At 70.5% G+C, this 19,808-nt stretch carries 20 protein-coding genes and 1 pseudogene; 13 read left to right on the top strand and 8 right to left on the bottom strand.

Translation table 11 applies throughout. The features are described from left to right. Nucleotides 1-39: 39 nt before the first annotated feature. Nucleotides 40-810 carry a metalloregulator ArsR/SmtB family transcription factor gene (locus JHN45_RS09790; protein ID WP_200709618.1) on the top strand — a complete coding sequence of 257 codons (771 nt, stop codon included), beginning with the start codon at nt 40-42 and terminating at the stop codon, nt 808-810. Nucleotides 811-844: 34 nt separating this feature from the next. Here JHN45_RS09790 and JHN45_RS09785 read toward each other — a convergent pair whose 3' ends face one another. After that, nucleotides 845-1,285 (bottom strand): SPW repeat protein, encoded by a 441-nt coding sequence (locus JHN45_RS09785; RefSeq protein WP_200709619.1) that lies wholly within the window; start codon nt 1,283-1,285, stop codon nt 845-847. A 91-nt stretch (nt 1,286-1,376) separates the two neighbouring features. Further along, complete coding sequence (locus JHN45_RS09780; protein ID WP_201048723.1) at nt 1,377-1,979, bottom strand: sigma-70 family RNA polymerase sigma factor; 603 nt, start codon at nt 1,977-1,979, stop codon at nt 1,377-1,379. 158 nt (nt 1,980-2,137) lie between these two features. On the opposite strand from JHN45_RS09780, the gene JHN45_RS09775 reads away from it, so the two are divergent. After that, nucleotides 2,138-3,121 (top strand): MerR family transcriptional regulator, encoded by a 984-nt coding sequence (locus JHN45_RS09775; RefSeq protein WP_201048722.1) that lies wholly within the window; start codon nt 2,138-2,140, stop codon nt 3,119-3,121. Here JHN45_RS09775 and JHN45_RS09770 read toward each other — a convergent pair. Then, nucleotides 3,110-4,483: a deoxyribodipyrimidine photo-lyase gene (locus tag JHN45_RS09770; RefSeq protein ID WP_201048721.1), complete on the bottom strand. Its 1,374-nt coding sequence runs from the start codon at nt 4,481-4,483 to the stop codon at nt 3,110-3,112. The genes JHN45_RS09775 and JHN45_RS09770 overlap by 12 nt on opposite strands. A gap of 180 nt (nt 4,484-4,663) precedes the next feature. Between JHN45_RS09770 and JHN45_RS09765 the strand changes: the two genes are divergently transcribed. Then, nucleotides 4,664-4,852 (top strand): hypothetical protein, encoded by a 189-nt coding sequence (locus JHN45_RS09765; RefSeq protein WP_026178612.1) that lies wholly within the window; start codon nt 4,664-4,666, stop codon nt 4,850-4,852. A gap of 18 nt (nt 4,853-4,870) precedes the next feature. Here JHN45_RS09765 and JHN45_RS09760 read toward each other — a convergent pair whose 3' ends face one another. After that, the gene (locus JHN45_RS09760; protein ID WP_200709623.1) at nt 4,871-5,782 is read right to left on the bottom strand and encodes a LysR family transcriptional regulator; all 912 of its coding nucleotides are present in this window, start codon (nt 5,780-5,782) and stop codon (nt 4,871-4,873) included. A 137-nt stretch (nt 5,783-5,919) separates the two neighbouring features. Here JHN45_RS09760 and JHN45_RS54655 point away from each other — a divergent pair, with 137 nt between their 5' ends. From JHN45_RS54655 to JHN45_RS09740, 5 genes are all read left to right on the top strand, one after another. Further along, complete coding sequence (locus JHN45_RS54655; RefSeq protein WP_350966533.1) at nt 5,920-6,003, top strand: putative leader peptide; 84 nt, start codon at nt 5,920-5,922, stop codon at nt 6,001-6,003. A 118-nt stretch (nt 6,004-6,121) separates the two neighbouring features. Further along, a complete protein-coding gene (gene sfnG, locus JHN45_RS09755) occupies nt 6,122-7,243 on the top strand; it encodes a dimethylsulfone monooxygenase SfnG (RefSeq protein ID WP_201048720.1) in 1,122 nt (373 codons plus the stop codon). Nucleotides 7,244-7,273: 30 nt separating this feature from the next. Next, nucleotides 7,274-7,828 carry an NADPH-dependent FMN reductase gene (gene ssuE, locus JHN45_RS09750; RefSeq protein ID WP_201048719.1) on the top strand — a complete coding sequence of 185 codons (555 nt, stop codon included), beginning with the start codon at nt 7,274-7,276 and terminating at the stop codon, nt 7,826-7,828. A 5-nt stretch (nt 7,829-7,833) separates the two neighbouring features. Continuing rightward, nucleotides 7,834-9,030, top strand: coding sequence for an SfnB family sulfur acquisition oxidoreductase (locus tag JHN45_RS09745; RefSeq protein WP_201048718.1), 1,197 nt, complete (start codon nt 7,834-7,836; stop codon nt 9,028-9,030). Between the two features lie 35 nt (nt 9,031-9,065). Continuing rightward, a complete protein-coding gene (locus tag JHN45_RS09740) occupies nt 9,066-10,208 on the top strand; it encodes an LLM class flavin-dependent oxidoreductase (RefSeq protein ID WP_201048717.1) in 1,143 nt (380 codons plus the stop codon). Nucleotides 10,209-10,215: 7 nt separating this feature from the next. Here JHN45_RS09740 and JHN45_RS09735 read toward each other — a convergent pair whose 3' ends face one another. The 4 genes from JHN45_RS09735 to JHN45_RS09720 all read right to left on the bottom strand — a co-directional run bounded on the left by JHN45_RS09735 (nt 10,216) and on the right by JHN45_RS09720 (nt 15,652). Then, nucleotides 10,216-11,448, bottom strand: coding sequence for a GNAT family N-acetyltransferase (locus tag JHN45_RS09735; RefSeq protein ID WP_201048730.1), 1,233 nt, complete (start codon nt 11,446-11,448; stop codon nt 10,216-10,218). An 89-nt stretch (nt 11,449-11,537) separates the two neighbouring features. Continuing rightward, nucleotides 11,538-12,566: an acyl-CoA dehydrogenase family protein gene (locus JHN45_RS09730; RefSeq protein WP_201048716.1), complete on the bottom strand. Its 1,029-nt coding sequence runs from the start codon at nt 12,564-12,566 to the stop codon at nt 11,538-11,540. Nucleotides 12,567-12,658: 92 nt separating this feature from the next. After that, nucleotides 12,659-14,356, bottom strand: a complete 1,698-nt coding sequence (locus JHN45_RS09725) for a cytosine permease (protein ID WP_201048715.1) — start codon at nt 14,354-14,356, stop codon at nt 12,659-12,661. 213 nt (nt 14,357-14,569) lie between these two features. Continuing rightward, nucleotides 14,570-15,652 (bottom strand): substrate-binding domain-containing protein, encoded by a 1,083-nt coding sequence (locus JHN45_RS09720; RefSeq protein WP_201048714.1) that lies wholly within the window; start codon nt 15,650-15,652, stop codon nt 14,570-14,572. A gap of 111 nt (nt 15,653-15,763) precedes the next feature. Here JHN45_RS09720 and JHN45_RS09715 point away from each other — a divergent pair, with 111 nt between their 5' ends. The 5 genes and pseudogenes from JHN45_RS09715 to JHN45_RS09695 form a co-directional block, all read left to right on the top strand. Next, nucleotides 15,764-16,240, top strand: coding sequence for a MarR family winged helix-turn-helix transcriptional regulator (locus JHN45_RS09715; protein WP_200709632.1), 477 nt, complete (start codon nt 15,764-15,766; stop codon nt 16,238-16,240). 23 nt (nt 16,241-16,263) lie between these two features. After that, entirely contained in the window at nt 16,264-16,677 is a 414-nt protein-coding gene (locus JHN45_RS09710; protein WP_201048713.1) for a DUF6193 family natural product biosynthesis protein, read from the top strand. A gap of 93 nt (nt 16,678-16,770) precedes the next feature. Further along, the gene (locus JHN45_RS09705) at nt 16,771-17,127 is read left to right on the top strand and encodes a YciI family protein (RefSeq protein WP_200709633.1); all 357 of its coding nucleotides are present in this window, start codon (nt 16,771-16,773) and stop codon (nt 17,125-17,127) included. Next, entirely contained in the window at nt 17,127-18,323 is a 1,197-nt protein-coding gene (locus tag JHN45_RS09700; RefSeq protein ID WP_201048712.1) for an RNA polymerase sigma factor, read from the top strand. Before JHN45_RS09705 ends, JHN45_RS09700 begins: the two co-directional genes overlap by 1 nt. 104 nt (nt 18,324-18,427) lie before the next feature. Further along, nucleotides 18,428-19,759, top strand: a pseudogene (locus JHN45_RS09695) (aldehyde dehydrogenase family protein); the annotation flags it as partial. Between the last annotated feature and the right edge of the window lie 49 nt (nt 19,760-19,808).

Genomic DNA, 19,808 nt, shown 5'->3' with positions numbered 1-19,808 from the left:
TGCATAACGTTGAGTGTGCGATCCGAACATGACCCAGGTATGGACGCGGTCTTCAAAGCGCTCGCCGACGAGACCCGGCGGCGGCTGCTGGACCGGCTGCACGAGCACAACGGGCAGACGCTCGGGGAGCTGTGCGGGCGGATCGACATGACCCGCCAGTCGGTGACCCAGCATCTGGCCGTCCTGGAGGCCGCCAACCTGGTCAGCACGGTGCGGCGCGGGCGGGAGAAGCTGCACTACCTCAATCCGGTCCCGCTGCACGAGATACAGCAGCGCTGGATCGACAAGTTCGAGCGCCCGCGGCTGCGCGCGCTCGGAGACCTCAAGCGACGAGCCGAGGAAGCCATGACCGACAAACCGACATTCGTCTACGTCACCTACATCGCGAGCACGCCCGAGAAGGTCTGGGACGCCCTCACCGACGCCGATCTGACCGCCGCCTACTGGGGGCACAGCAATGTGTCCGACTGGCGGGAGGGTTCGCGCTGGGAGCACGTGCGCACCGACGGTTCCGGCATCGCCGACGTCGTCGGGACCGTCGTCGAGAGCGACCGCCCGAACCGCCTGGTGACCACGTGGACCTCGCCGGAGAACGAGGGCGAGGAGGACACATACTCCCGCGTCACCTACGACATCCGGCGACACGAGGACATTGTGCGCCTCACCGTCACCCACGAGGACCTCGCCGACGAGGGCGAGCTGTCCGACGTGTCCGGCGGCTGGCCGGCCGTGCTGTCCAACCTGAAGTCGGTCCTCGAAACCGGCAGCCCCCTCCCGCAGTCGCCGTGGCTGGTGCCGGGCGACCGCTGAAGGGGGCGTGGCTTCCTCTCCGGTCTCTCTGCGTCTACGGCTTGGGCGTGGTCCGCGCCGCGGTGGCGGCACACACGATGCCCAGGAGCACGGCCAGCCCGCCGATGATGACGTTGTTCAGGATGACGCCCTTGTCGGGGCTGTCGCCGACGATCCACGGCGAGACGATCATCCAGACACCCAGGGCGCTCATCGCCCAGCTGAGGCCGTACATGCGCTCCGGCGCCCTGGTGAACCCGAGGGCCAGCAGGCCGATCGCGATGCCGACGATCAGGTTGTGCGGCACGAGCGCCGGCTGGCTCGTCGTGTAGTGGAGTATCCACGGGGATACGGCGCAGTACAGACCGAGCAGGAACACCGGTCCGTCCACGAGCGCCACATCGCGTCCACCGAGCATGCGGGCGTAGCGCGCCTGCATTTCGGAGACATCAGGGTGGCTCGCTATGTCACCTCTGGTGTGCGAGACGTTGGCCATGACTCGTCTCCTTTGACTTGGCTGGCCTGACCGCGTCTGGTGCGGTGTGCGGTAAGAGCCGCTTCACTCCATTCTGCTCCTTATTCACCCTTTATGTGTAGTGGTCAGCCTGTTCGTCGTGCCGGAGGCTGCGACGCAGCTGGTGGAGCCCTCGTCGGGCATGGCTCTTGACCGTGCCCAGCGGCCAGCCGGTACGCCGTGCGATCTGGGTCTGGGTGAGGTCCTCGTAGTACGTCAGCCGCAGCACCCGCTGCTGGGGCGCGGGCAGCCGGGCCAGTTCGCGCAGGACGAGGACGCGGTCGAGGGCGGTGTCGGCCCCGGGGGTGGCGGGATCGGCGAGGGGCAGGGCGGCCCCGGCGGCGGCCACGAGGTGCAGTCGGCGGGTCCTGGCGGACAGGGCGTCGGCGATCCTGCGCCTCGTGATGCCGACGATCCAGGCGCCGATCGCGCCGCGCTCGGGACGGAAACCCAGCCGCCCGCGCCACACCCCGAGAAACACCTGCTGGGTCACGTCCTCGGCCTCCTTGGCATCGCCCAGTGAGCGCCAGGCCAGCGTGAGCACGAGGGGCGACCAGCGGTGGTACACGGCGGCCAGGCAGTCCTCGTCGCCCGCCACCAGCCCGCCGGCCAGTTCCTCGTCGGTGCGCGCCTCCGCCACCGGGCTCGGAGGGGCGGCGCTGTGCTGCGGGCCCATGACGACGGCTCCTCACGTCGGACGGCGACCGCCCGCGTCGAGTCCTCGGCGCCACGGCGGTGGGGGATGTCTGCCGGGACATGCCCCGGTTCGTCCATCCTGGGAGCCGGGGATCAAGGCCATCAACTCGCGTCGATTCTGCGTCGTATAGTCACGGCATGAGCGAGTTGCCCGCCGACCGGGACGCACCGAACCGGTCCGCCGCCGAACTCCCCCTGACCACCGGCGCGTTGGCCCGCCGACTGGGCGTGGCACCCACCACGCTGAGATCCTGGGAACAGCGCTACGGCATCGGGCCCGCCGTCCGCGCCGAGGGACGGCACCGGCGCTGGACCCCGCGTGACGTGGCACTGCTGGAGGAGATGTGCCGGCTGACCTCGTCGGGCGTGCCCCCGGCCGAGGCGGCCCACGCGGCCCGAGAAGCCGCCGGTGCGCACGCGGAGCGACCCGCCCGCGCCCCCGGCCGCTCGCGGGCGGCCGGCACCCTGCCCCTCGGCGATGTGCGCCAGGAGTGCCGGGGCCTCGCCCGCGCCGCCGTCCGGCTCGACTCACCGGCCGTCGAGCGCCAACTCGCCGACGTCGTCGACCGGTACGGCGTCGTCGTCTCCTGGCAGGAGGTGATGGTGCCGACCCTGCACGCGGTGGGCCGCAAGTGGGCCTCGTCCGGGGACCGTTACGTCGAGGTGGAGCATCTGCTGTCCTGGCAGGTCTCCACCGCCCTGCGCCGCCGCACCCCGGCTCCGGGACGGCAGCCGGACGCCCCGCCCGTCGTCCTGGCCTGCGTACCCGGCGAACAGCACACCCTGCCGATCGAGGCGCTCAACGCCGCACTGGGTGAACTCGCCCTGCCCACCCGGATGTTCGGCGCCGCCGTACCCGCCGAGGCGCTCACCGCGGCGGTGCGGAGGCTGGGACCTGCGGCCGTCGTCCTGTGGGCACAGGCGCGCTCCACGGCGAACCCGCCGCTGGCCCGGCACATCGCCGACCTCCGCTGGGGCGTGAAGGGCGCGCGACGACAGCCCTCGGTGGTGCTGGCCGGTCCCGGCTGGTCCGGCACCTCGGCGCGGGGCGCGGTACGGCCGACGACACTCACCGACGCCGTGGACCTTCTGTCGTCGGCGTACGGGGCCTCAGTCACCTGACCGTCCTCGCCGGAACCGCGCCAGCCCGTCGGCGAGTTCGACGATCGGATCCGGATAGTCGCCGAGCGCGACCCGCTCAAGTCCCTTGAGTTTCCACGGCTCGTGCACCAACGGCCCGTCCAGCTCGGCGAGTTCGGGAACCCAGCGGCGGACGTACACGCCGTCCGGGTCGTGCCGCTTGGCCTGGGTCACGGGATTGAGCACGCGGTTGGGGCGCGAGTCGGTGCCGGTGCCAGCCATCCACTGCCAGTTGAGCTGGTTGTTCGCCACATCACCGTCGACCAGGAGGTCGAGGAAGTGCCGGGCGCCGATCCGCCAGTCCACGTAGAGCGTCTTGGTGAGGAAGCTCGCCGTCAGCAGCCGTCCCCGGTTGTGCATCCAGCCCTCGTGGCGCAGTTGGCGCATCGCCGCGTCGATCAGTGGATAGCCGGTACGGCCCTCCTTCCAGGCCGCGATGTCCGCACGGGCCATGGTCTCGGACCGCCAACGGTCGTGCTTCGTACGGTAGTCGGCGCTCGCGGACGCGGGCCTGGCCGCCAGCACCTGGCGGTGGAAGTCGCGCCAGGCGAGCTGCCGTACGAACGCCTCGGCGCCCGGTCCGGCCGACCGCCGTGCCCGGTGGACGAGTTCGACGGGGGAGAGGGTGCCGAAGTGCAGGTGCGGGGAGAGGCGGGAGGTGGCGTCCCCGGCGAGGTCGTCGTGGATGTCCTCGTACGCGGCGATCCCGTCGCGCAGCCAACGGCTCGACTCCCTGCGGCCTGCCGTCTCCCCGCCGGTGGCGAGGCCCGGTGAAAGGCTCGCGATGCCGGTGTGGGACGGCAGTTCCTCGGAACCGACACCCTCCGGGACCCGCACGGTGCGCGGCGCGGCGAGCGGAGCGCGCAGATGGACCCCCGACCACTGCCGGAAGTACGGCGTGAAGACCGCGAAGTGGTCCGAGGAGGCGGGGGTCACCGCACCGGGGGCAACGGCCGTGGTCACCGTGTCGTGGACGTGCAGCCGCCGCCCCTCCGCCTCCAGCGCCCGCCGCAGCCGCTGCTCGCGCCGCTGCGCGTAACCGCTGACGTCGGCCGCCATGTGCACCTCGTCCGCGTCGGTCTCGGCGGCCACCTTGCACACCTCGGCGACGACATCACCGGACCGGACCACCAGCCGGCCGCCTCGTTCGCGCAGTCCCGCGTCGAGATCGCGCAGACAGTCGGCGAGGAACGCGAGCCGGTTGGGCGCGGCGAACCCGGCGTCCGCCACAGCCCGGTCGCGCACGAACAGGGGGACCACCTGGCGGGCCCCGTCGGCGGCCCGCAGCGCGGGGTGGTCGTGCAGACGCAGGTCCGAGGTGAACAGGACGACCGAGACGTTCATGGTGCGCACTCCGGGGGACAGGTAAAGGCGGCTGTGAGGTGCTTCCGGCCGGGCACCGCCGACGGATGCGGCTGTCACCCGACCGGCGTACGTCCCCTCGGCGCCGCGGTGATGTGCATGTCCACGCCGATCGGGGGCAGGCGCATGGGTACGACGGTCCCCGTGGGGAGCCGAAGGACGATGCTGGAGGTGTCTGCGGACATGGGCGCGAAGGTGTTGGAGCGGTTTCCGGCGGGAGCCCCGCGCGGATCATGGCCCGCCGAGGAGTTCGCGGCCCGGCGCCGCGCCGAGGGTCAGCCCGCCCGGGTCGTCATGGACCTGAAGTCCGACGCGTTCCTCGTGGTCGTCCCGGTGGGCGACGAGGACTGACCACACAGCGGACCGGCCTCAGCCCTGTGTCTCGCCCAGCTCGCGCGCCCGGCGCACGAACGCCTCGTGCAGATCCCCGGCCGCCTGTGGCACGGACTCCGCGCGGCGGCGGCGCAGCATCAGCAGCACCCGGGCGGTGTCGCCCGCGATCGGCCGGTAGGTGATCGCGCCGAGCCGCTCCAGCGGGTCCCCGATCACGCTGAAGTCGGGCAGGACCGTCACCCCCAGGCCCTCCGCGACCATGAGCTTGCCCATCTCGGCGCCGTCGGTCGAGTAGGCGAAGGCGGGTCCCCGCCCATGGAGCAGCCGGTGGACATAGCGGTGCATCACATAGCCGGAGCGCATACCGATCAGCGGTTCGGTGAGTAGGTCGTCCACACTTACGATAGGCCGGGCCGCCAGCGGGCTGTCGGGACGCACGCACACCACCGGCAGCCCGGACAGCAGCTCGGTGGACTCGAAGTCGGCCGGCATGTCGTCTCCGTCGAGGTGATTGACCAGCCCGAGATCGAAACCGCCCTCCGCCAGCGCCCGATGGATGTCCGTCTGCTGCGCGCCGACCACCTCGACCTGGGTGAGCGGATGCGAGGCGCGGAACTCCCGGACGACGGGCAGCAGCAGCGGCACGGTCGCCGCGTTCACCGTGCCCACCCGCACCATGCGACTGATCCGGTGCCGCTCGCCCGCCGCCGCCCGCAGCCGGTCCACCGCGTCCAGCACATCGACGATCTTCGGCAGCAGCTCCCGGCCCGCCGTGCTCATCGTCGCGCCGGTCCTTTTGCGTTCCAGGAGGTCGACGCCGAGTTCGCGTTCGAGATTGCGCACGGTCTCGCTCAACGCGGGCTGCGACAGGCGCAGTTCCTCGGCGGCCCGGCGCAGCGAGCCGAGCCGGGTCACGGCCGCGATGTATTCCAGCTGTTCGGTCCGCATGCCCGCAGAATGCGGCCGATTTCCCGGGCCGTTCAAGGGTTTCCCTGTCACACCTTCGTGAAATTCAATGGTCCGCGATACGAGACCGGTCGGGTTTTCCTTGACGGTCCTCGCGGACGGCTGCCACGATCGACGACATGAAGATGCGACTCGACCTCACGCGGCGACGCCACGTCGACCTCGCGCGCGTCTCCAGTGCCTCCTGTTGCACCGCGGCCTGATCCCCTCTTTCTCGCTCCCGATCCGCCGCCCTCTTTCCGCCTCCGCCCGACATTCGCCGGATATCGCTCCGGCCGGATTCGGCGTGCCCGGAAACATATTCCGCAACAGGAGTTCCCTGTGTCCGCAGCGCCCGTGAAATTCGCCTACTGGGTCCCCAACGTCAGCGGGGGACTCGTCACCAGCAAGATCGAGCAACGCACCGACTGGAGCTACGAGTACAACCGCGAACTCGCCGTCCTCGCCGAGAACAACGGCTTCGAGTACGCGCTCAGCCAGGTCCGCTACATGGCCAGCTACGGCGCCGAGTTCCAGCACGAGTCGACCAGCTTCAGTCTCGCCCTCCTCCTCGCCACCCAGCGCCTGAAGGTCATCGCCGCCGTCCACCCGGGCCTGTGGCACCCGGGCGTTCTCGCCAAACTCGGCGCCACCGCCGACCACTTGTCGGGCGGCCGCTTCGCCGTCAACGTCGTGTCCGGCTGGTTCAAGGGCGAGTTCACCGCGCTCGGCGAACCCTGGCTGGAGCACGACGAGCGCTACCGCCGCTCCGAGGAGTTCATCCAGGCCCTGCGCCAGATCTGGACCGAGGACCACACCGAACTCGCCGGGGACTTCTACCGGTTGCGCGACTTCTCCCTCAAGCCCAAGCCCCTCAACACCCCCGAACGACCGCACCCCGAGATCTTCCAGGGCGGCAACTCCACCGCCGCCCGCGCGATGGCCGGCCGCGTCTCCGACTGGTACTTCTCCAACGGCAAGGACTTCGACGGCGTCACCGAGCAGATCGCCGACGTACGCCACTCGGCGGCCCAAGTCGGCCGCACCGCACCGAAGTTCGGCCTCAACGGCTTCCTCATCGCCCGCGACACCGAGGCCGAGGCCCGCGACACGCTCCGCGAGATCGTCGCCAAGGCCGATCGCGAGGCCGTCGAGGGATTTGGCGCCGCGGTGAAGCAGGCCGGGCAGTCCTCGGCCGACGGCAAGGGCATGTGGCAGGACTCCACGTTCGAGGACCTGGTGCAGTACAACGACGGCTTCCGTACGGGGCTCATCGGCACCCCGGAGCAGATCGCCGAACGGATCGTCGCCTACCGGAAGCTGGGCGTCGACCTTCTCCTGCTGGGCTTCCTGCACTACCACGAGGAGGTCGAGTACTTCGGCAAGCGGGTACTGCCCCTGGTCCGCGAACTGGAGGCCCAACTCCCCGACGCCGAGGCCGAGTCCGTCTCCGTGCACGCCTGATCGCCCCGCAGCAGACCAGAAAGAGGACCCATGGCCACCGTCCTGTCCGTCTCCGGCAGCCCCTCCGTCTCCTCCCGCACCAACCGGCTCCTGCGCCACCTGGACAAGCGGCTGATCGCCCAGGGGCACGAGGTGATCCCGCTCGACGTGCGCACCATCCCCGCCGAGGCCCTGCTCGGCGCGGACTTCCGCCACCCGGCGATCGTCGAGGCGACCGAACTCTTCGCCCGCGCCGACGGCGTCGTCGTGGGCACCCCCGTCTACAAGGCCTCCTACTCCGGAGTCCTCAAGGCGCTGCTCGACCTGCTCCCGCAGTACGCCCTCACCGGCAAGACCGTGCTGCCGCTCGCCACCGGTGGGTCCACCGCACATGTGCTGGCCATCGACTACGCGCTCCGCCCGGTCCTGAACTCCATGGGTGCGGCCCACATAGTCCAGGGCTGGTTCACCCTCGACAAGGACATCACCGCCCACGAGGACGGCTCGCTCACCGTGGCCCCGGGCACCACCGAGGCGCTCACGCAGGTGGTGGACCAGTTCTCGGCGGCCCTCGGCCGCACCCCGCTCCTGGCGGCGGCGAGCTGACCACCATGACCGCCCGTCCGAACGCTCATGTGATCGCCGACGACGCCGAGGCCCTCGTCCTCGCCGCCGCGCTCGCCGACGAGTTCCGCGCCGGAGCCTCCGCCCGCGACAGCGAACGCAGGCTCCCGCGCGCCGAGTTGGACCGGCTCTCCGACTCCGGGCTGCTCGCCGTCACCGTGCCCGCCGAGTACGGCGGCGCCGACGTGAGCTCCGGGACCCTCGCCGAGATCTTCCGCCTGCTCGGCTCCGCAGACGGAAGCCTCGCCCAGATCCCGCAGAGCCACTTCGCCTACGTCAACGTGATCCGCCGTCAGGGCACCCCGGACCAGCGGAAGTTCTTCTTCACCGAACTCCTTGCGGGCCGCCGCTTCGGCAACGCCCAGTCGGAGGCCGGCACCAAACACGTCCAGGACATCCGCACCCGGCTGGCACGCCGGCCCGACGGCTCCTACGAGTTGACCGGCGTCAAGCACTACTCCACCGGCGCCCTCTTCGCCGACTGGATCCCCGTCCTCGCCCGCACCGAGGACGACAACCTGCATGTCGCGTACGTCCCGAGCGACGCCGAGGGCGTCACGGTCGTCGACGACTGGGACGGAATGGGCCAGCGTACGACGGCCAGCGGCACGGTCCGGCTGGAGGCGGTCTCCGTCCCGGCGGACCGGGTCCTGCCCCACCACCTCACCTTCGAGGGCCCCCAACTCCATGGCGCCGTGGCCCAGTTGCTCCACGCGGCCATCGACGCCGGAATCGCCGGCGGAGCCCTGGCCGAAGCGGCCGAGTTCGTACGGACGAAGAGCCGCCCGTGGTTCGAGAGCGGGGTGGACACCGCCGCCGAAGACCCGCTGCTGATCCAGCGGTTCGGTGAACTCGCCATCCAGGTACGGGCGTCCGAGGCCCTGCTGATCCAGGCGGCCCGGGCCGTGGACGCCGCGCGCGCCAACCTGACCGACGACTCGGCGGCGGAGGCCTCCATCGCGGTGGCGGCGGCCAAGGTGCACGCGGCGCAGACGGCCGTGGAGGTGGCGGGCGCCCTGTTCGAGGTGGCGGGCACCCGCTCGGCCCTCAACTCGCTGAACCTGCACCGCCATTGGCGGGACGCCCGCACCCACACACTGCACGACCCGGCGCGCTGGAAGATCCAGCACATCGGCAGGTACCTGCTCAACGGCACCAGGCCGCCCCGCCACGGCCTCCTCTAACCGCCTTCAGGACAGTCCGGATCGGAGAACCCCACGTGTCCCTCACCTTCCACTGGTTCCTCCCCACCAACGGGGACAGCCGCCATGTCGTCGGCGGCGGTCACGGCACCCCCGCCACCGCCTCCGGACGGGACCGGCCGCCGACGGTCGCCTATCTGAGCCAGATCGCCCGCGCGGCGGAGGATCTGGGATTCGTGGGCGCTCTCACGCCCACCGGCGCCTGGTGCGAGGACGCGTGGCTGACCACCGCCATGGTCAGCCAGCACACGGAACGCCTGAAGTTCCTGGTCGCCTTCCGGCCCGGCTTCGTCTCGCCGACGCTCGCCGCGCAGATGGCGTCCACGTTCCAACGGCAGTCCGGCGGACGGCTGTTGCTCAACGTCGTCACCGGCGGCGAGAGCCACGAGCAGCGGGCCTACGGGGACTTCCTCGACAAGGACGACCGGTACCGCCGTACCGGCGAATTCCTGGAGATCGTCCGGCAGTTGTGGGACGGCAAGACCGTGGACCTGTCCGGCGAGCATCTGCGCGTCGAGGACGCGAAGTTGGCGCGGTTGCCCGAGCCGGTGCCCGAGGTGTACTTCGGGGGATCGTCGCCGATCGCGGGCGAGATCGCCGCGAAGTACGTGGACGTGTACCTCACTTGGGGCGAGCCGCCCGCTCAGGTCGCCGAGAAGATCGCGTGGATCAGGGGGCTGGCGGCGAAGGAGGGGCGGACGCTTCGGTTCGGCATCCGGCTGCATGTGATCACGCGTGACACGTCGGCGGAGGCCTGGGCCGAGGCGAACCGGCTGCTCGAAGGGTTCGACCCCGACACCGTGAAGTCCGTGCAAGCCGGGCTCGCGCGGAGCGAGTCCGAAGGGCAGCAGCGGATGCTGGCCCTGCACGGGGGCGGCCGGGACGGGCTGGAGATCCACCCCAACCTGTGGGCCGGGATCGGACTGGTCCGGGGTGGAGCGGGAACGGCTCTGGTCGGCAGCCACGAAGAGGTCGCCGAGCGGATCAAGGAGTACGCGGCCCTGGGCATCGAGGAGTTCGTGCTGTCCGGGTATCCGCACCTGGAGGAGGCGTACTGGTTCGGGGAAGGGGTGTTGCCGAGGCTGGCCGCGGAGGGTATCTGGCGGCACCCGGTGGGCGGGCAGAAGCCTGCCGAGGCACAGGTGCCGTTCGCCAGTTGACCTGTGGTCAGAACCAGTGCAGGCAGTGCGGGGAGCGATCGGCCCGGAAGAGCGCGTCGGCGAGGGTGGCCGCGCCCGGGCGGTGGGCCCGGATGTGACCGGCTCGCACGAGCGTGCTCGGGGCGGTGCCGCCGAGGTAGACCGAGCCCAGGTCGCTGATGTCCATGGACAGATCGGGCTCCCTGCCGGTGAGGACGCAGTCGGCCTTGCCGTCCCGAACGGTGAGCAGGTAGCGGCCGTGCTCCTCGAGGAACGGGTCGTCGACGGCGAGGACCAGCTCGCCGTCCGTCGACCAGCCGCGCGCGGTCAGCGCACGCGGGACGTCCAGCAGCCGTACCCAGAGCCAGTCGGTGTCGCCGCTCACCTCTCCGGCGCGGAAGTCCGTGAGCTGCCAGCGCAGCGGGTGGCCGGGCGGGAAGTGCCTGAACACCACCTGATCGACCAGGTCGTGGCCGAGCACGAACCGGGCCAGCGCCGTGAAGACGGCGTCATCGGTGGCGATGGTCTCGTCCACGGTCAGGGTTTTGGATTCACCGAGCGCATAGCTGGCGTAGCCGTCCGGGACCCCGTCGGCGTCTCGGTGGACGGCGACATAGCGCGGCTTCGGCGAGATCGGGGGCTGCCCCGCGCGCAGGGCCCACCAGCGGTGCGGCCGGGACAGCGCGCCGGGCTGCGCGCGGCGGTAGCGGTCGTAGACCTCTTCCAGGATGTCGCCGCACTTGGCGCGGGGCAGCAACTCGACCGAGCCGGAAGCCGAGTCGGACGCCGAGCCGCCGACCGTGTCGCGCGCCCGGGGCGGGGTGAGGGCGGCCCGGTGGCGCGGCACCGTCAGGCGCTGCGTGTAGGTCGCCGGTCCGTAGCCGAACCTGCGGTAGATCAGGGCCTCGGAGGCCAGCAGCACGGAGAGGGCCTCCCCGCGGGACCGCAGCTCGGTGAGCTGATGGCGCATCATCGCGCTGAGCACACCCTGACGCCGGTGCGAGGCCAGAACGCCGACGGCGGTCACCCCGCCGACCGGGACGACGATCTCGCCGGGCAGCGTGAGCTCAAAGGAGTGCGCGCCGGCGGTCCCGACGGTCCGGCCGTCCGCCGTCGTGGCGAGCAGACAGCGGTCCATTTCGAGCGCCGACCACCAGAGGCCGCCCCCGTCGGTCGGGGTCTCCGGGAAGAGCCCGAAGGCGGCATGGAGCGTGTCGACGAACACGTCCAGGTCCTCGTCGGTCGTGGGACGGATCTCCACCACTGTCGCTGCCTCCCCGGGGATACCGGCACCACGTCCCGTGATGCCCCGCCACAGTGCAGCGTCGCTCCGCGACCGGGTCAAGCGAATTACGCGTCGGCCAGTACTTTCAAGTGGGCCGCTCTCGACTCCGCCGTCTGGCCCTGAACCAGCAGGAACAGGGCTTCGCGCGCGAGGCGTTGGGCCCTGCTCGTCAAGGACAGGGATCTGCCGCCCCCGGCAACCACGGCCGCCGTCGTGGCCGTCATCAGCACCTCGTACGCCTGTGTCCTGAGCGCCAGCCGCTCGGCCAAGTGCTCGTGCGGCACCGGGTGTTCGGCCAGGGCGTAGGCCTGTTCGCGTACCTCGTCGAGTCGGGAGCGGAGCGGGGCTGCGGTGTTCTCGTCCAGCAGGGCGAGCGCCGCCGCCGCGACTCCGAACACCGCCGGTGCCGCGTTCGTCGGCTTCGGGCGGTCCGCCTCCGCCCACTGTGCGTACGGCACGTGCAGGGCCACCGCCTCTTGGGGGAGCCACAGACCGTCCAGCTCCAGCGACACCGTCCGGGACGCGGTAAGTGCCGCCAGCCGCATCGGAGTCGAGGACCGCAGGCCGGGTTGCTCCCGCGCCTCGGTGAACGCGAACAGCGCCTCGTCCGCGTCCGTCACCCCCGCGAGCAGCATCACGTCGTTCAGGCCCCAGCCCGTGTACCAGGGCACCGTCCCGTCGAACCGCCAGCCGCCCCGCTCCCGCGACACCCGCACCGGGATCCGGGGATACGCCCGCAGATGCGCGTACGCCACCCCGGACATCAGCTCACCTCGCGAGAGCGGGCCCAACAGCCTTTCCCGCACGGGCAGTTCGCTCTTCGCCAAGGTCATGACGGGCGTGTGGTGCTGCGTCTGCACGAACCAGGTGGAACAGCACGCCCCGGCCAGGATCTCCGCCGTCTCGCGCGCCACCGCGCCGGGGGCCGCCGAGCCGCCGTAGGCCACGGGGGCGCTGACGCCCAGCAGGCCGGACTGTTTGATCGCCTCGATGTGGCTCGCCGGTACGCCCTCCTGGTCCACCTGTTCGGCGCGCGGGGCGAGGAGGTCGTCCGCCAGTCGTCGGGCGCGGGTGACGAGATCGTGGGAGGTCATGGGGGTGATTCTCCCGATCGGCGGGGCCGCTCACGCGCGACGCTCCGGCCCGTGTCGCGGGACGCGGGCCGGAGCGTCGGGGACGCGGTGGGTCAGTCGGCCGAGCGTACGGCGGGCATCGCGAGGTCGACCGGGCCGGTGGCGCCGGGGCCGGTCTTGCAGGAGTCGTGGCAGTCCTTGTCCAGGCTGCAGCAGAGGGAGCAGATCGGGCCGGAGTGGAAGGGGCAGTTGGCCACGTCGGGGCGCTCGAAGGCCGTCGCGCAGACCGTGCAGGTCAGCTCCACGGCCGAAGGCAGCCCGTCGGGGCCCAGCAGCGGCTCCTCCAGGTCGTCGAGACGGGCGATGTAGTACTTGCCCTTGGTGAGGTACGCGAACAGGGGCGAGAGGACCATCGCCAGGAACAGGGCGATGAAGGGGGAGTACGCCTTGCCGTAGTCGCCGAACGCCTCGAAGTACGCGGCGATGGAGACGGCCGAGGCGATGAGCATCGAGCCGAAGCCGACCGGGTTGAAGTTGTAGAGGTGGGCGCGCTTGAACTCGATGTAGGACGGGCTTAGTTTGAGCGGCTTGTTGATGACGAGGTCGGCAACTACCGCGCCGATCCAGGCGATCGCCACGTTGGAGTAGAAGCCGAGGACCGTGTTGAGGAAGCCGAAGACGCCGCCCTCCATCAGGGCCAGGGCGATGCCGACGTTGAGGAAGATGTAGACCACGCGGCCCGGGTGACGGTGTGTCAGGCGGGAGAAGAAGTTCGACCAGGACAGCGAACCGGAGTACGCGTTCGTCGAGTTGATCTTTATCTGGGAGAGGATCACGAAGAACGTGGCCAGGCCCAGGGCGACCGGGGCGGCGAAGGTCTTGAAGCCGTGCACGTACTGCTGGATGGGCTCGTTGGCCTTGGCCAGACCGACGCTGCCGGCGATGTAGAAGGCCAGGAACGCGCCGCCCATCTGCTTCGCCGCACCGAGGATCACCCAGCCGGGACCGGCGGAGAGCACCGCGCCCCACCACTTCTTGGCGTTCTGCGGGGTCTTGTCGGGCATGAAGCGCAGATAGTCGACCTGCTCACCGATCTGCGCGATCAGCGACAGCGCCACACCGGCGCCCGCACCGACCCCGAGCATGCTGATGCTGGACCCGGTGGGGGAGTTGCCCGCGAAGTGCGTGAACTGCGAGAACTTGCCCGGCTCCTGGATCGCGATGGACACGAACGGCGCGACCATCAGCACCAGCCACACCGGCTGCGTCCACACCTGCATCTTGGAGAGCGCGGTCATGCCGTAGATCACCAGCGGCAGGATGATCAGCGAGCAGATCAAGTAGCCGACGGCCAGGGGGATGTGGAGGCCCAGGTCCAGGGCCTGCGCCATGATCGAGCCCTCTAGGGCGAAGAAGATGAAGGTGAAGCTGGCGTAGATCACCGACGTGAGGGTCGAGCCGAGGTAGCCGAAGCCCGCGCCCCGGGTCAACAGGTCCATGTCGATCGAGTACTTGGCCGAGTAGTACGAGATCGGGATGCCGGTGAGGAAGATCGTCACCGCCGCCGCCAGGATCGCCACCATGGCGCTGGAGAAGCCGTTCGAGATCGCGATCGAGCCGCCGATGGCGAAGTCGGCGAGGTACGCGATGCCGCCGAGCGCGGTGGTGGCCACCACGTACGGCGTCCAGCGCCGGAAGGACTTCGGCGCGTAGCGCAGCGAGTAGTCCTCCAGCGTGTCGTTCTGCGCCCAGTCGTTGTAGGTCCGTCCGGCAGCCGTTGCCGGCGCCTCTTTGTCGACGATCTCCGTCACGACACTTCCCTCTTCCACGGGTGTGGGTCATCTCCCGGACGGCCCGGGGGAGTTGGACGGAAGAGTCACGCCGAATTGTTTCCCGGCCGTTTCGGACGCTTTAAATGAGAGACCTTTCAAAATTCTTTTGGCGACGCGCGTAGATTTAATTGATACTTCCTGTGGAAACTATTCCTGCGGGAAGGTAGCCTCGGTCCTGGCAGGTGGGGGAGGTCAGAGTTGGGCGACGATGTCGAAGTCGAAGGCGTCCGCCCGCGCCAGATACAGCCGTTGGCGGAGGTGATTGCCGTGCAGGCGCAGTACGCCTCTCGGGCCCTCGTACGAAACCGTGCCGCCGAGCGCGCACATGGCGCCCACATCGAGCGACCGCGCCCGCTCCGCCAGTGCCGCCAGCAGCCGTACGCCTTCGAAGCACGACTCGCCGAGGCTGCCCACGACGGGTGCCTCCACGCCGAAGCGGGCCGCGTAACGCCCGCTGAAATCAAGGCTTTCGGCGGTGGCGAGGGTCTCGAAGTAGCCGGCCGCCGCCCACAGTCCCTCGGTGGCCTCCGCGCCGGTGGCCAGCAGGATGTTCTCGTCCATGTGGGTGCTCAGCCGCAGACAGCGCTGGTGCAACCCATGGGCGGCGAAGGCCCTGTTGAAGCGTGCCGCGTCGTCCCCGACGAGCAGCATCAGTACGGCGTCCGCCTCGCAGCGCTCGACGCGGCGCAGGACCGGGCCGAACTCGTAGGTGCCCAGCGGGACGAAGATCTCGTCGCGGACCCGGCCGCCGCACTCCCGGGCGTAGCGGCGCGCGGCCCGTGCGGTGACGCGCGGCCACACGTAGTCGTTGCCCACCGTGCACCAGCGTCGCGCGCCCGTCTCCTCCGCCAACAGGCGCATCGCGGGCATGAGTTGGGCCGCATCGGTCTCGCCGGTCAGGAACACGCCGGGCGTGCGCTCGCCGCCCTCGTACTGCGCGGTGTAGACGTACGGCACCCGGCCCGCGATGCGCGGCACCAGCGCCTTGCGGACCGCCGAGGTGTGCCAGCCGACCACCGCGTCGACCGCGCGCATCGACACCAACACCTCGACCTCGGCGGCCACTTGCTCCGCCGGGGCGCCGCCGTCCACCACGATCAGCCGGACCTCGCGGCCCAACACCCCGCCCGTGGCGTTGAGTTCCTCCACGGCAAGCTGCGCGGCCAGTTCGCAGGACGGACCGAAGACTCCCGCCGGACCCCGCAGGGGCACGACCAGCGCCACGACCAGAGTCCTGACCGGGCCGCTGATCCGCCCGGGCGGCAGGGAACGCACCAGACCACCTCCGTGAGGGCATGAGGGCACGGAAACCGGGCCCGGCCCCGGCGCCCTCGCAGAGGCTCGTAATCTGAAGCGCACAGTAGACCTACCGGAAGGACAGCGGCAATGTCGTCCGTACCGTCGCCGGGCCTCGCCCACCTGCTGAGTCACGCCGAGCGGCGACTGGGCCTGCGCATGGCCGCCGTACTGGCCGAGGAGGACTGCTCGGTCGAGCAGTGGCGGGTCCTGTCGATCATCGCGGACGGCAAGGGACATCCGATGACCGAGATCGCCGACCAGGCCCTGATGCCCGCACCCAGCCTGACCAAGCTGGTGGACCGTATGGTCGCCGACAACCTCGTTTACCGCCGCCCCGACAGCGCCGACCGCCGCCGCGTCCTGCTCCACCTCACCGCCCGCGGCCGCACCCTCCACCAGCGCGCCGCGCACCGCCTCCTCACCGACCAGACCCGCCTGCTCGACGCGATCGACGACCACGGCGACCTCGTACGACTGCTTGCCCGGCTGACGGCGGTGCTTGACCAGGACCCCGTGGAAGGGCCTGTCGACGGACCCGCGGAGAAAATCCTGCCGGTGTCCTGAGCAGGTTCGGGCAGGGTAGGGGCATGAACGACGATGCGGCGGTCGAAGCGGCGATAGAAGCACGCTGGCAGGCAGTGCGTGACGATGGGCGCGTGCGGCCCGAGCTGGTGGAAGCGGCTTGCGGTGAACCCCGTCTGCGGACCTTGTTTCCCTGGGTGAGCATGGGCGAGCTGCACTTCAGCCGCTGCACGGACTATCCGTGGACCTGGGATGTGCCCTACGTTCATCCCGCCCGCGGCGGCACCTACTTTGTCGCCGGCCCGCTCCGGAACCAGGTTGTGGGCCCGGCCGCCACGGCGGACGAGGCCATTGCCCTGGTGGTTCAGCACCTTCCGGCGGACTGCGGCCCTGCCCTTTTCGGGGATCACGAAGCACTCGTGGCCTACGAACAGGCAACCCGGCGACATCGGACGAGCGAAGGGCCGAACTCAAGCTGAGGCGCGGTGTCGATCCGGGAGCATCGCGTTCGTGTAGGAGGTGAGAGATCCCCCAAGGGATTCCGAGAACCCCCCTGCGCCATGGAGGACACCATGCAGCACTACCTGCTCAGTGTGATCACGCCGACCGACGGACAGATGCCCTCGCCCGAGGAGATGGCGGAGATCCGCCGCAAGCTGGACGTCTTCCACGACGAACTCCAGGCTGCTGGTGCCTGGGTCTTCGCCGGTGGACTGCACGGCCCGGAGACGGCCACCGTGCTGCGCCCCAAGGACGGTGACGTCCTGATCACCGACGGCCCGTACGCCGAGGGCAAGGAGTATCTGGGCGGGCTCTGCCTGATCAAGGTGGCCGACCTGGACGCGGCCCTGGAGTGGGGGAAGCGGGCGACCTGGGCCACCACCCTGCCCGTGGAGGTGCGCCCCTTCATGAACACGTCCGAGGACTGATGGCGTTCGACACCGACATCGAGGCCGTCTTCCGTACCGAGTACGGGCGCGCGGTCTCGGTCCTGGTCCGCTTCCTCGGCGACATCGACCTCGCCGAGGAAGCGGTCCAGGACGCGTTCACCACGGCCGTACAGAAGTGGCCGGAGACCGGTGTGCCGCCGAGTCCGGCCGGGTGGATCATCACCACCGCCCGCAACCGCGCGATCGACCGGCTGCGCCGCGAGTCCTCCAGGGAGGCCCGGCACAGCGAGGCCGCCCTGCTGTACGCGTCCGACGCGCCCGCCGAGGAGGGACCCGTGCGCGACGACCGGCTCCGCCTGATCTTCACCTGCTGCCACCCCGCGCTCGCCACCCAGGCACAGGTCGCGCTCACCCTGCGACTGCTCGGCGGGCTCACCACCGCCCGGATCGCCCGCGCCTTCCTGGTGCCGGAACCGACGATGGCCCAGCGCCTCGTCCGCGCCAAGGCCAAGATCCGCGACGCGAGAATCCCGTACCGGGTGCCCCGCGACGCCGACCTCCCCGACCGGCTCAAGGGCGTGCTGGCCGTCGTCTACCTGATCTTCAACGAGGGCTACACCGACTCGCCCGAACTGTGCGCCGAAGCCCTGCGCCTCGGCTGCCTCCTCTCCGAGCTGATGCCGGACGAGCCCGAGGTCACCGGCCTCCTCGCCCTGATGCTGCTCATCGAGTCCCGCCGGACCGCCCGCGAGGGCACGAACGGCGAGCTGGTGCCGCTGCCCGAGCAGGACCGCGACCGGTGGGACCGCGAGCTGATCGCCGACGGCCAGTCACTCGTCCGGCGGTGCCTGCGACTGAACAACCCCGGTCCCTACCAGATCCAGGCCGCGATCAACGCCGTGCACAGCGACGCGTCGACGGCGGACGCGACCGACTGGGGACAGATCCTCCAGCTCTACGACCAGCTCATGGCCGTAGCACCGAGCCCGGTCGTGGCCCTCAACCGGGCCGTCGCCGTCGCCGAGGTCGACGGGCCGCGCAAGGCCCTGGACCTCGTGGACGCGCTGGACCTCGACGACTACCACGTGCTGCACGCGGTGCGCGCCGATCTGTTGCGCCGCCTGGGCCGGCATACGGAGGCGGTGGCGGCGTACGAGGCTGCCCTCGCCCGCACGGAGAGCGCGGCGGAGCGCGGGTACCTGGAACGCCGTTGCCGGGAGCTCGTGCGGATGTGACAGCCCTCACGTGGGGGGGCGACCATGGTCCCACCGGAATTTTTCCCGGTGTATGAATGGTTGCTATATACACCTGTCCGTAGAGAGCTCCCACGCACCAGCAGCGAGGCACCGTGAACCAGCCCAGTCCCGAGCAGCCCGCCGACATCGTGGCCCGACTGCGTGCCACCTTCCGCACCGGCCGCACCAAGCCCGTCGAGTGGCGCACCGCGCAGCTCCACCGCCTGCGCGACCTGCTCACGGAGCACGGCGACGACCTCGCCGCCGCCCTCCATGTCGACCTCGGCAAGAGCGCCGCCGAGGCCCAGCGCACCGAGATCGGCTTCACGATCCGCGAGATCGACCACACCCTCGACCACCTCGAAGAGTGGCTGCGCCCGGAGTCGGCCCCCGTACCGGCCCACCTCGGCACGGACGCGACCGCCTGGACGCAGTACGACCCGCTCGGCGTCGTCCTCGTGATCGCCCCCTGGAACTACCCGGTCCAGCTCCTGCTGACCCCGGTCGTCGGCGCGCTGGCCTCGGGCAACGCGGTCGTCGTCAAGCCCAGCGAGATGGCGCCTGCGACCTCCGCCGCCGTCGCCCGGCTGCTGCCCGCCTACCTCGACACCGACGCGGTCGCCGTCGTCGAGGGGGGCATCCCCGAGACCACGGCCCTGCTCGCCGAGCACTTCGACCACATCTTCTACACCGGCAACGGCGCCGTCGGCCGCATCGTCCTGCGCGCCGCCGCCGAGCACTTGACCCCGGTCGCCCTCGAACTCGGCGGCAAATCACCGGCGTTCGTCGACCGCGACGCCGATCTCGCCGTCGTCGCCGACCGGTTGGCGCGTGGCAAGTTCCTCAACGCCGGCCAGACCTGCGTCGCCCCCGACTACGTCCTGACCGACCCGGAGACCGCCGCCGCGCTCGAACCCCTGCTGGTGACCGCTGTCGAGAAGGTCTACGGCGCCGACCCGCAGACCTCCGGCGAGTACGGCCGGATCGTCAACGAGCGGCACTTCGACCGGCTCGCCGGACTGCTCGACTCCGGCCGGGTCGTCGTCGGCGGGCGCAGCGACCGCGGCGACAAGTACATCGCGCCGACCGTGCTGGCCGACGTGGACCCGAAGGCGCCCGTCATGGCGGAGGAGATCTTCGGCCCGATCCTGCCGATCGTCACCGTCCCGGGGATCGACGCGGCGATCGACTTCATCAACGACCGCGACAAGCCCCTCGCCCTGTACGTGTTCACCGACTCCGACGACACCCGCGCCCGGATCGCCGCCGAGACCTCCTCCGGCGCCGTCGGCTACGGCCTCCCGCTGGCCCATCTCACCGTCTCCGACCTGCCGTTCGGCGGCGTCGGGGAGAGCGGCATGGGCAACTACCACGGCCGCTACTCCATCGAGACGTTCAGCCACCGCAAGGCCCTGCTGGAGAAGCCGCTGGCCTGACCCACCACCTCCCTCCCCAAGTATCACCGGTCGCTTATATAAGCGACTG

Origin of the sequence: Streptomyces sp. MBT53, assembly GCF_016654115.1 — a bacterium.
In the GTDB taxonomy this organism is placed as follows: domain Bacteria; phylum Actinomycetota; class Actinomycetes; order Streptomycetales; family Streptomycetaceae; genus Streptomyces.
This window is presented reverse-complemented; position numbering and strand designations above follow the sequence as displayed.

What these genes read in the sequence shown, in the direction of transcription:
- JHN45_RS09775 (WP_201048722.1), top strand. Translation starts at nt 2,138, where the DNA reads ATGAGCGAGTTGCCCGCCGACCGGGACGCACCGAACCGGTCCGCCGCC.
- JHN45_RS09745 (WP_201048718.1), top strand. Translation starts at nt 7,834, where the DNA reads ATGACCGCCCGTCCGAACGCTCATGTGATCGCCGACGACGCCGAGGCC.
- JHN45_RS09765 (WP_026178612.1), top strand. Translation starts at nt 4,664, where the DNA reads ATGCTGGAGGTGTCTGCGGACATGGGCGCGAAGGTGTTGGAGCGGTTT.
- JHN45_RS09790 (WP_200709618.1), top strand. Translation starts at nt 40, where the DNA reads ATGGACGCGGTCTTCAAAGCGCTCGCCGACGAGACCCGGCGGCGGCTG.
- JHN45_RS09770 (WP_201048721.1), bottom strand. Translation starts at nt 4,483, where the DNA reads ATGAACGTCTCGGTCGTCCTGTTCACCTCGGACCTGCGTCTGCACGAC.
- JHN45_RS54655 (WP_350966533.1), top strand. Translation starts at nt 5,920, where the DNA reads ATGAAGATGCGACTCGACCTCACGCGGCGACGCCACGTCGACCTCGCG.
- JHN45_RS09705 (WP_200709633.1), top strand. Translation starts at nt 16,771, where the DNA reads ATGCAGCACTACCTGCTCAGTGTGATCACGCCGACCGACGGACAGATG.
- JHN45_RS09700 (WP_201048712.1), top strand. Translation starts at nt 17,127, where the DNA reads ATGGCGTTCGACACCGACATCGAGGCCGTCTTCCGTACCGAGTACGGG.
- JHN45_RS09780 (WP_201048723.1), bottom strand. Translation starts at nt 1,979, where the DNA reads ATGGGCCCGCAGCACAGCGCCGCCCCTCCGAGCCCGGTGGCGGAGGCG.
- ssuE (WP_201048719.1), top strand. Translation starts at nt 7,274, where the DNA reads ATGGCCACCGTCCTGTCCGTCTCCGGCAGCCCCTCCGTCTCCTCCCGC.
- JHN45_RS09730 (WP_201048716.1), bottom strand. Translation starts at nt 12,566, where the DNA reads ATGACCTCCCACGATCTCGTCACCCGCGCCCGACGACTGGCGGACGAC.
- JHN45_RS09785 (WP_200709619.1), bottom strand. Translation starts at nt 1,285, where the DNA reads ATGGCCAACGTCTCGCACACCAGAGGTGACATAGCGAGCCACCCTGAT.
- JHN45_RS09710 (WP_201048713.1), top strand. Translation starts at nt 16,264, where the DNA reads ATGAACGACGATGCGGCGGTCGAAGCGGCGATAGAAGCACGCTGGCAG.
- JHN45_RS09760 (WP_200709623.1), bottom strand. Translation starts at nt 5,782, where the DNA reads ATGCGGACCGAACAGCTGGAATACATCGCGGCCGTGACCCGGCTCGGC.
- JHN45_RS09715 (WP_200709632.1), top strand. Translation starts at nt 15,764, where the DNA reads ATGTCGTCCGTACCGTCGCCGGGCCTCGCCCACCTGCTGAGTCACGCC.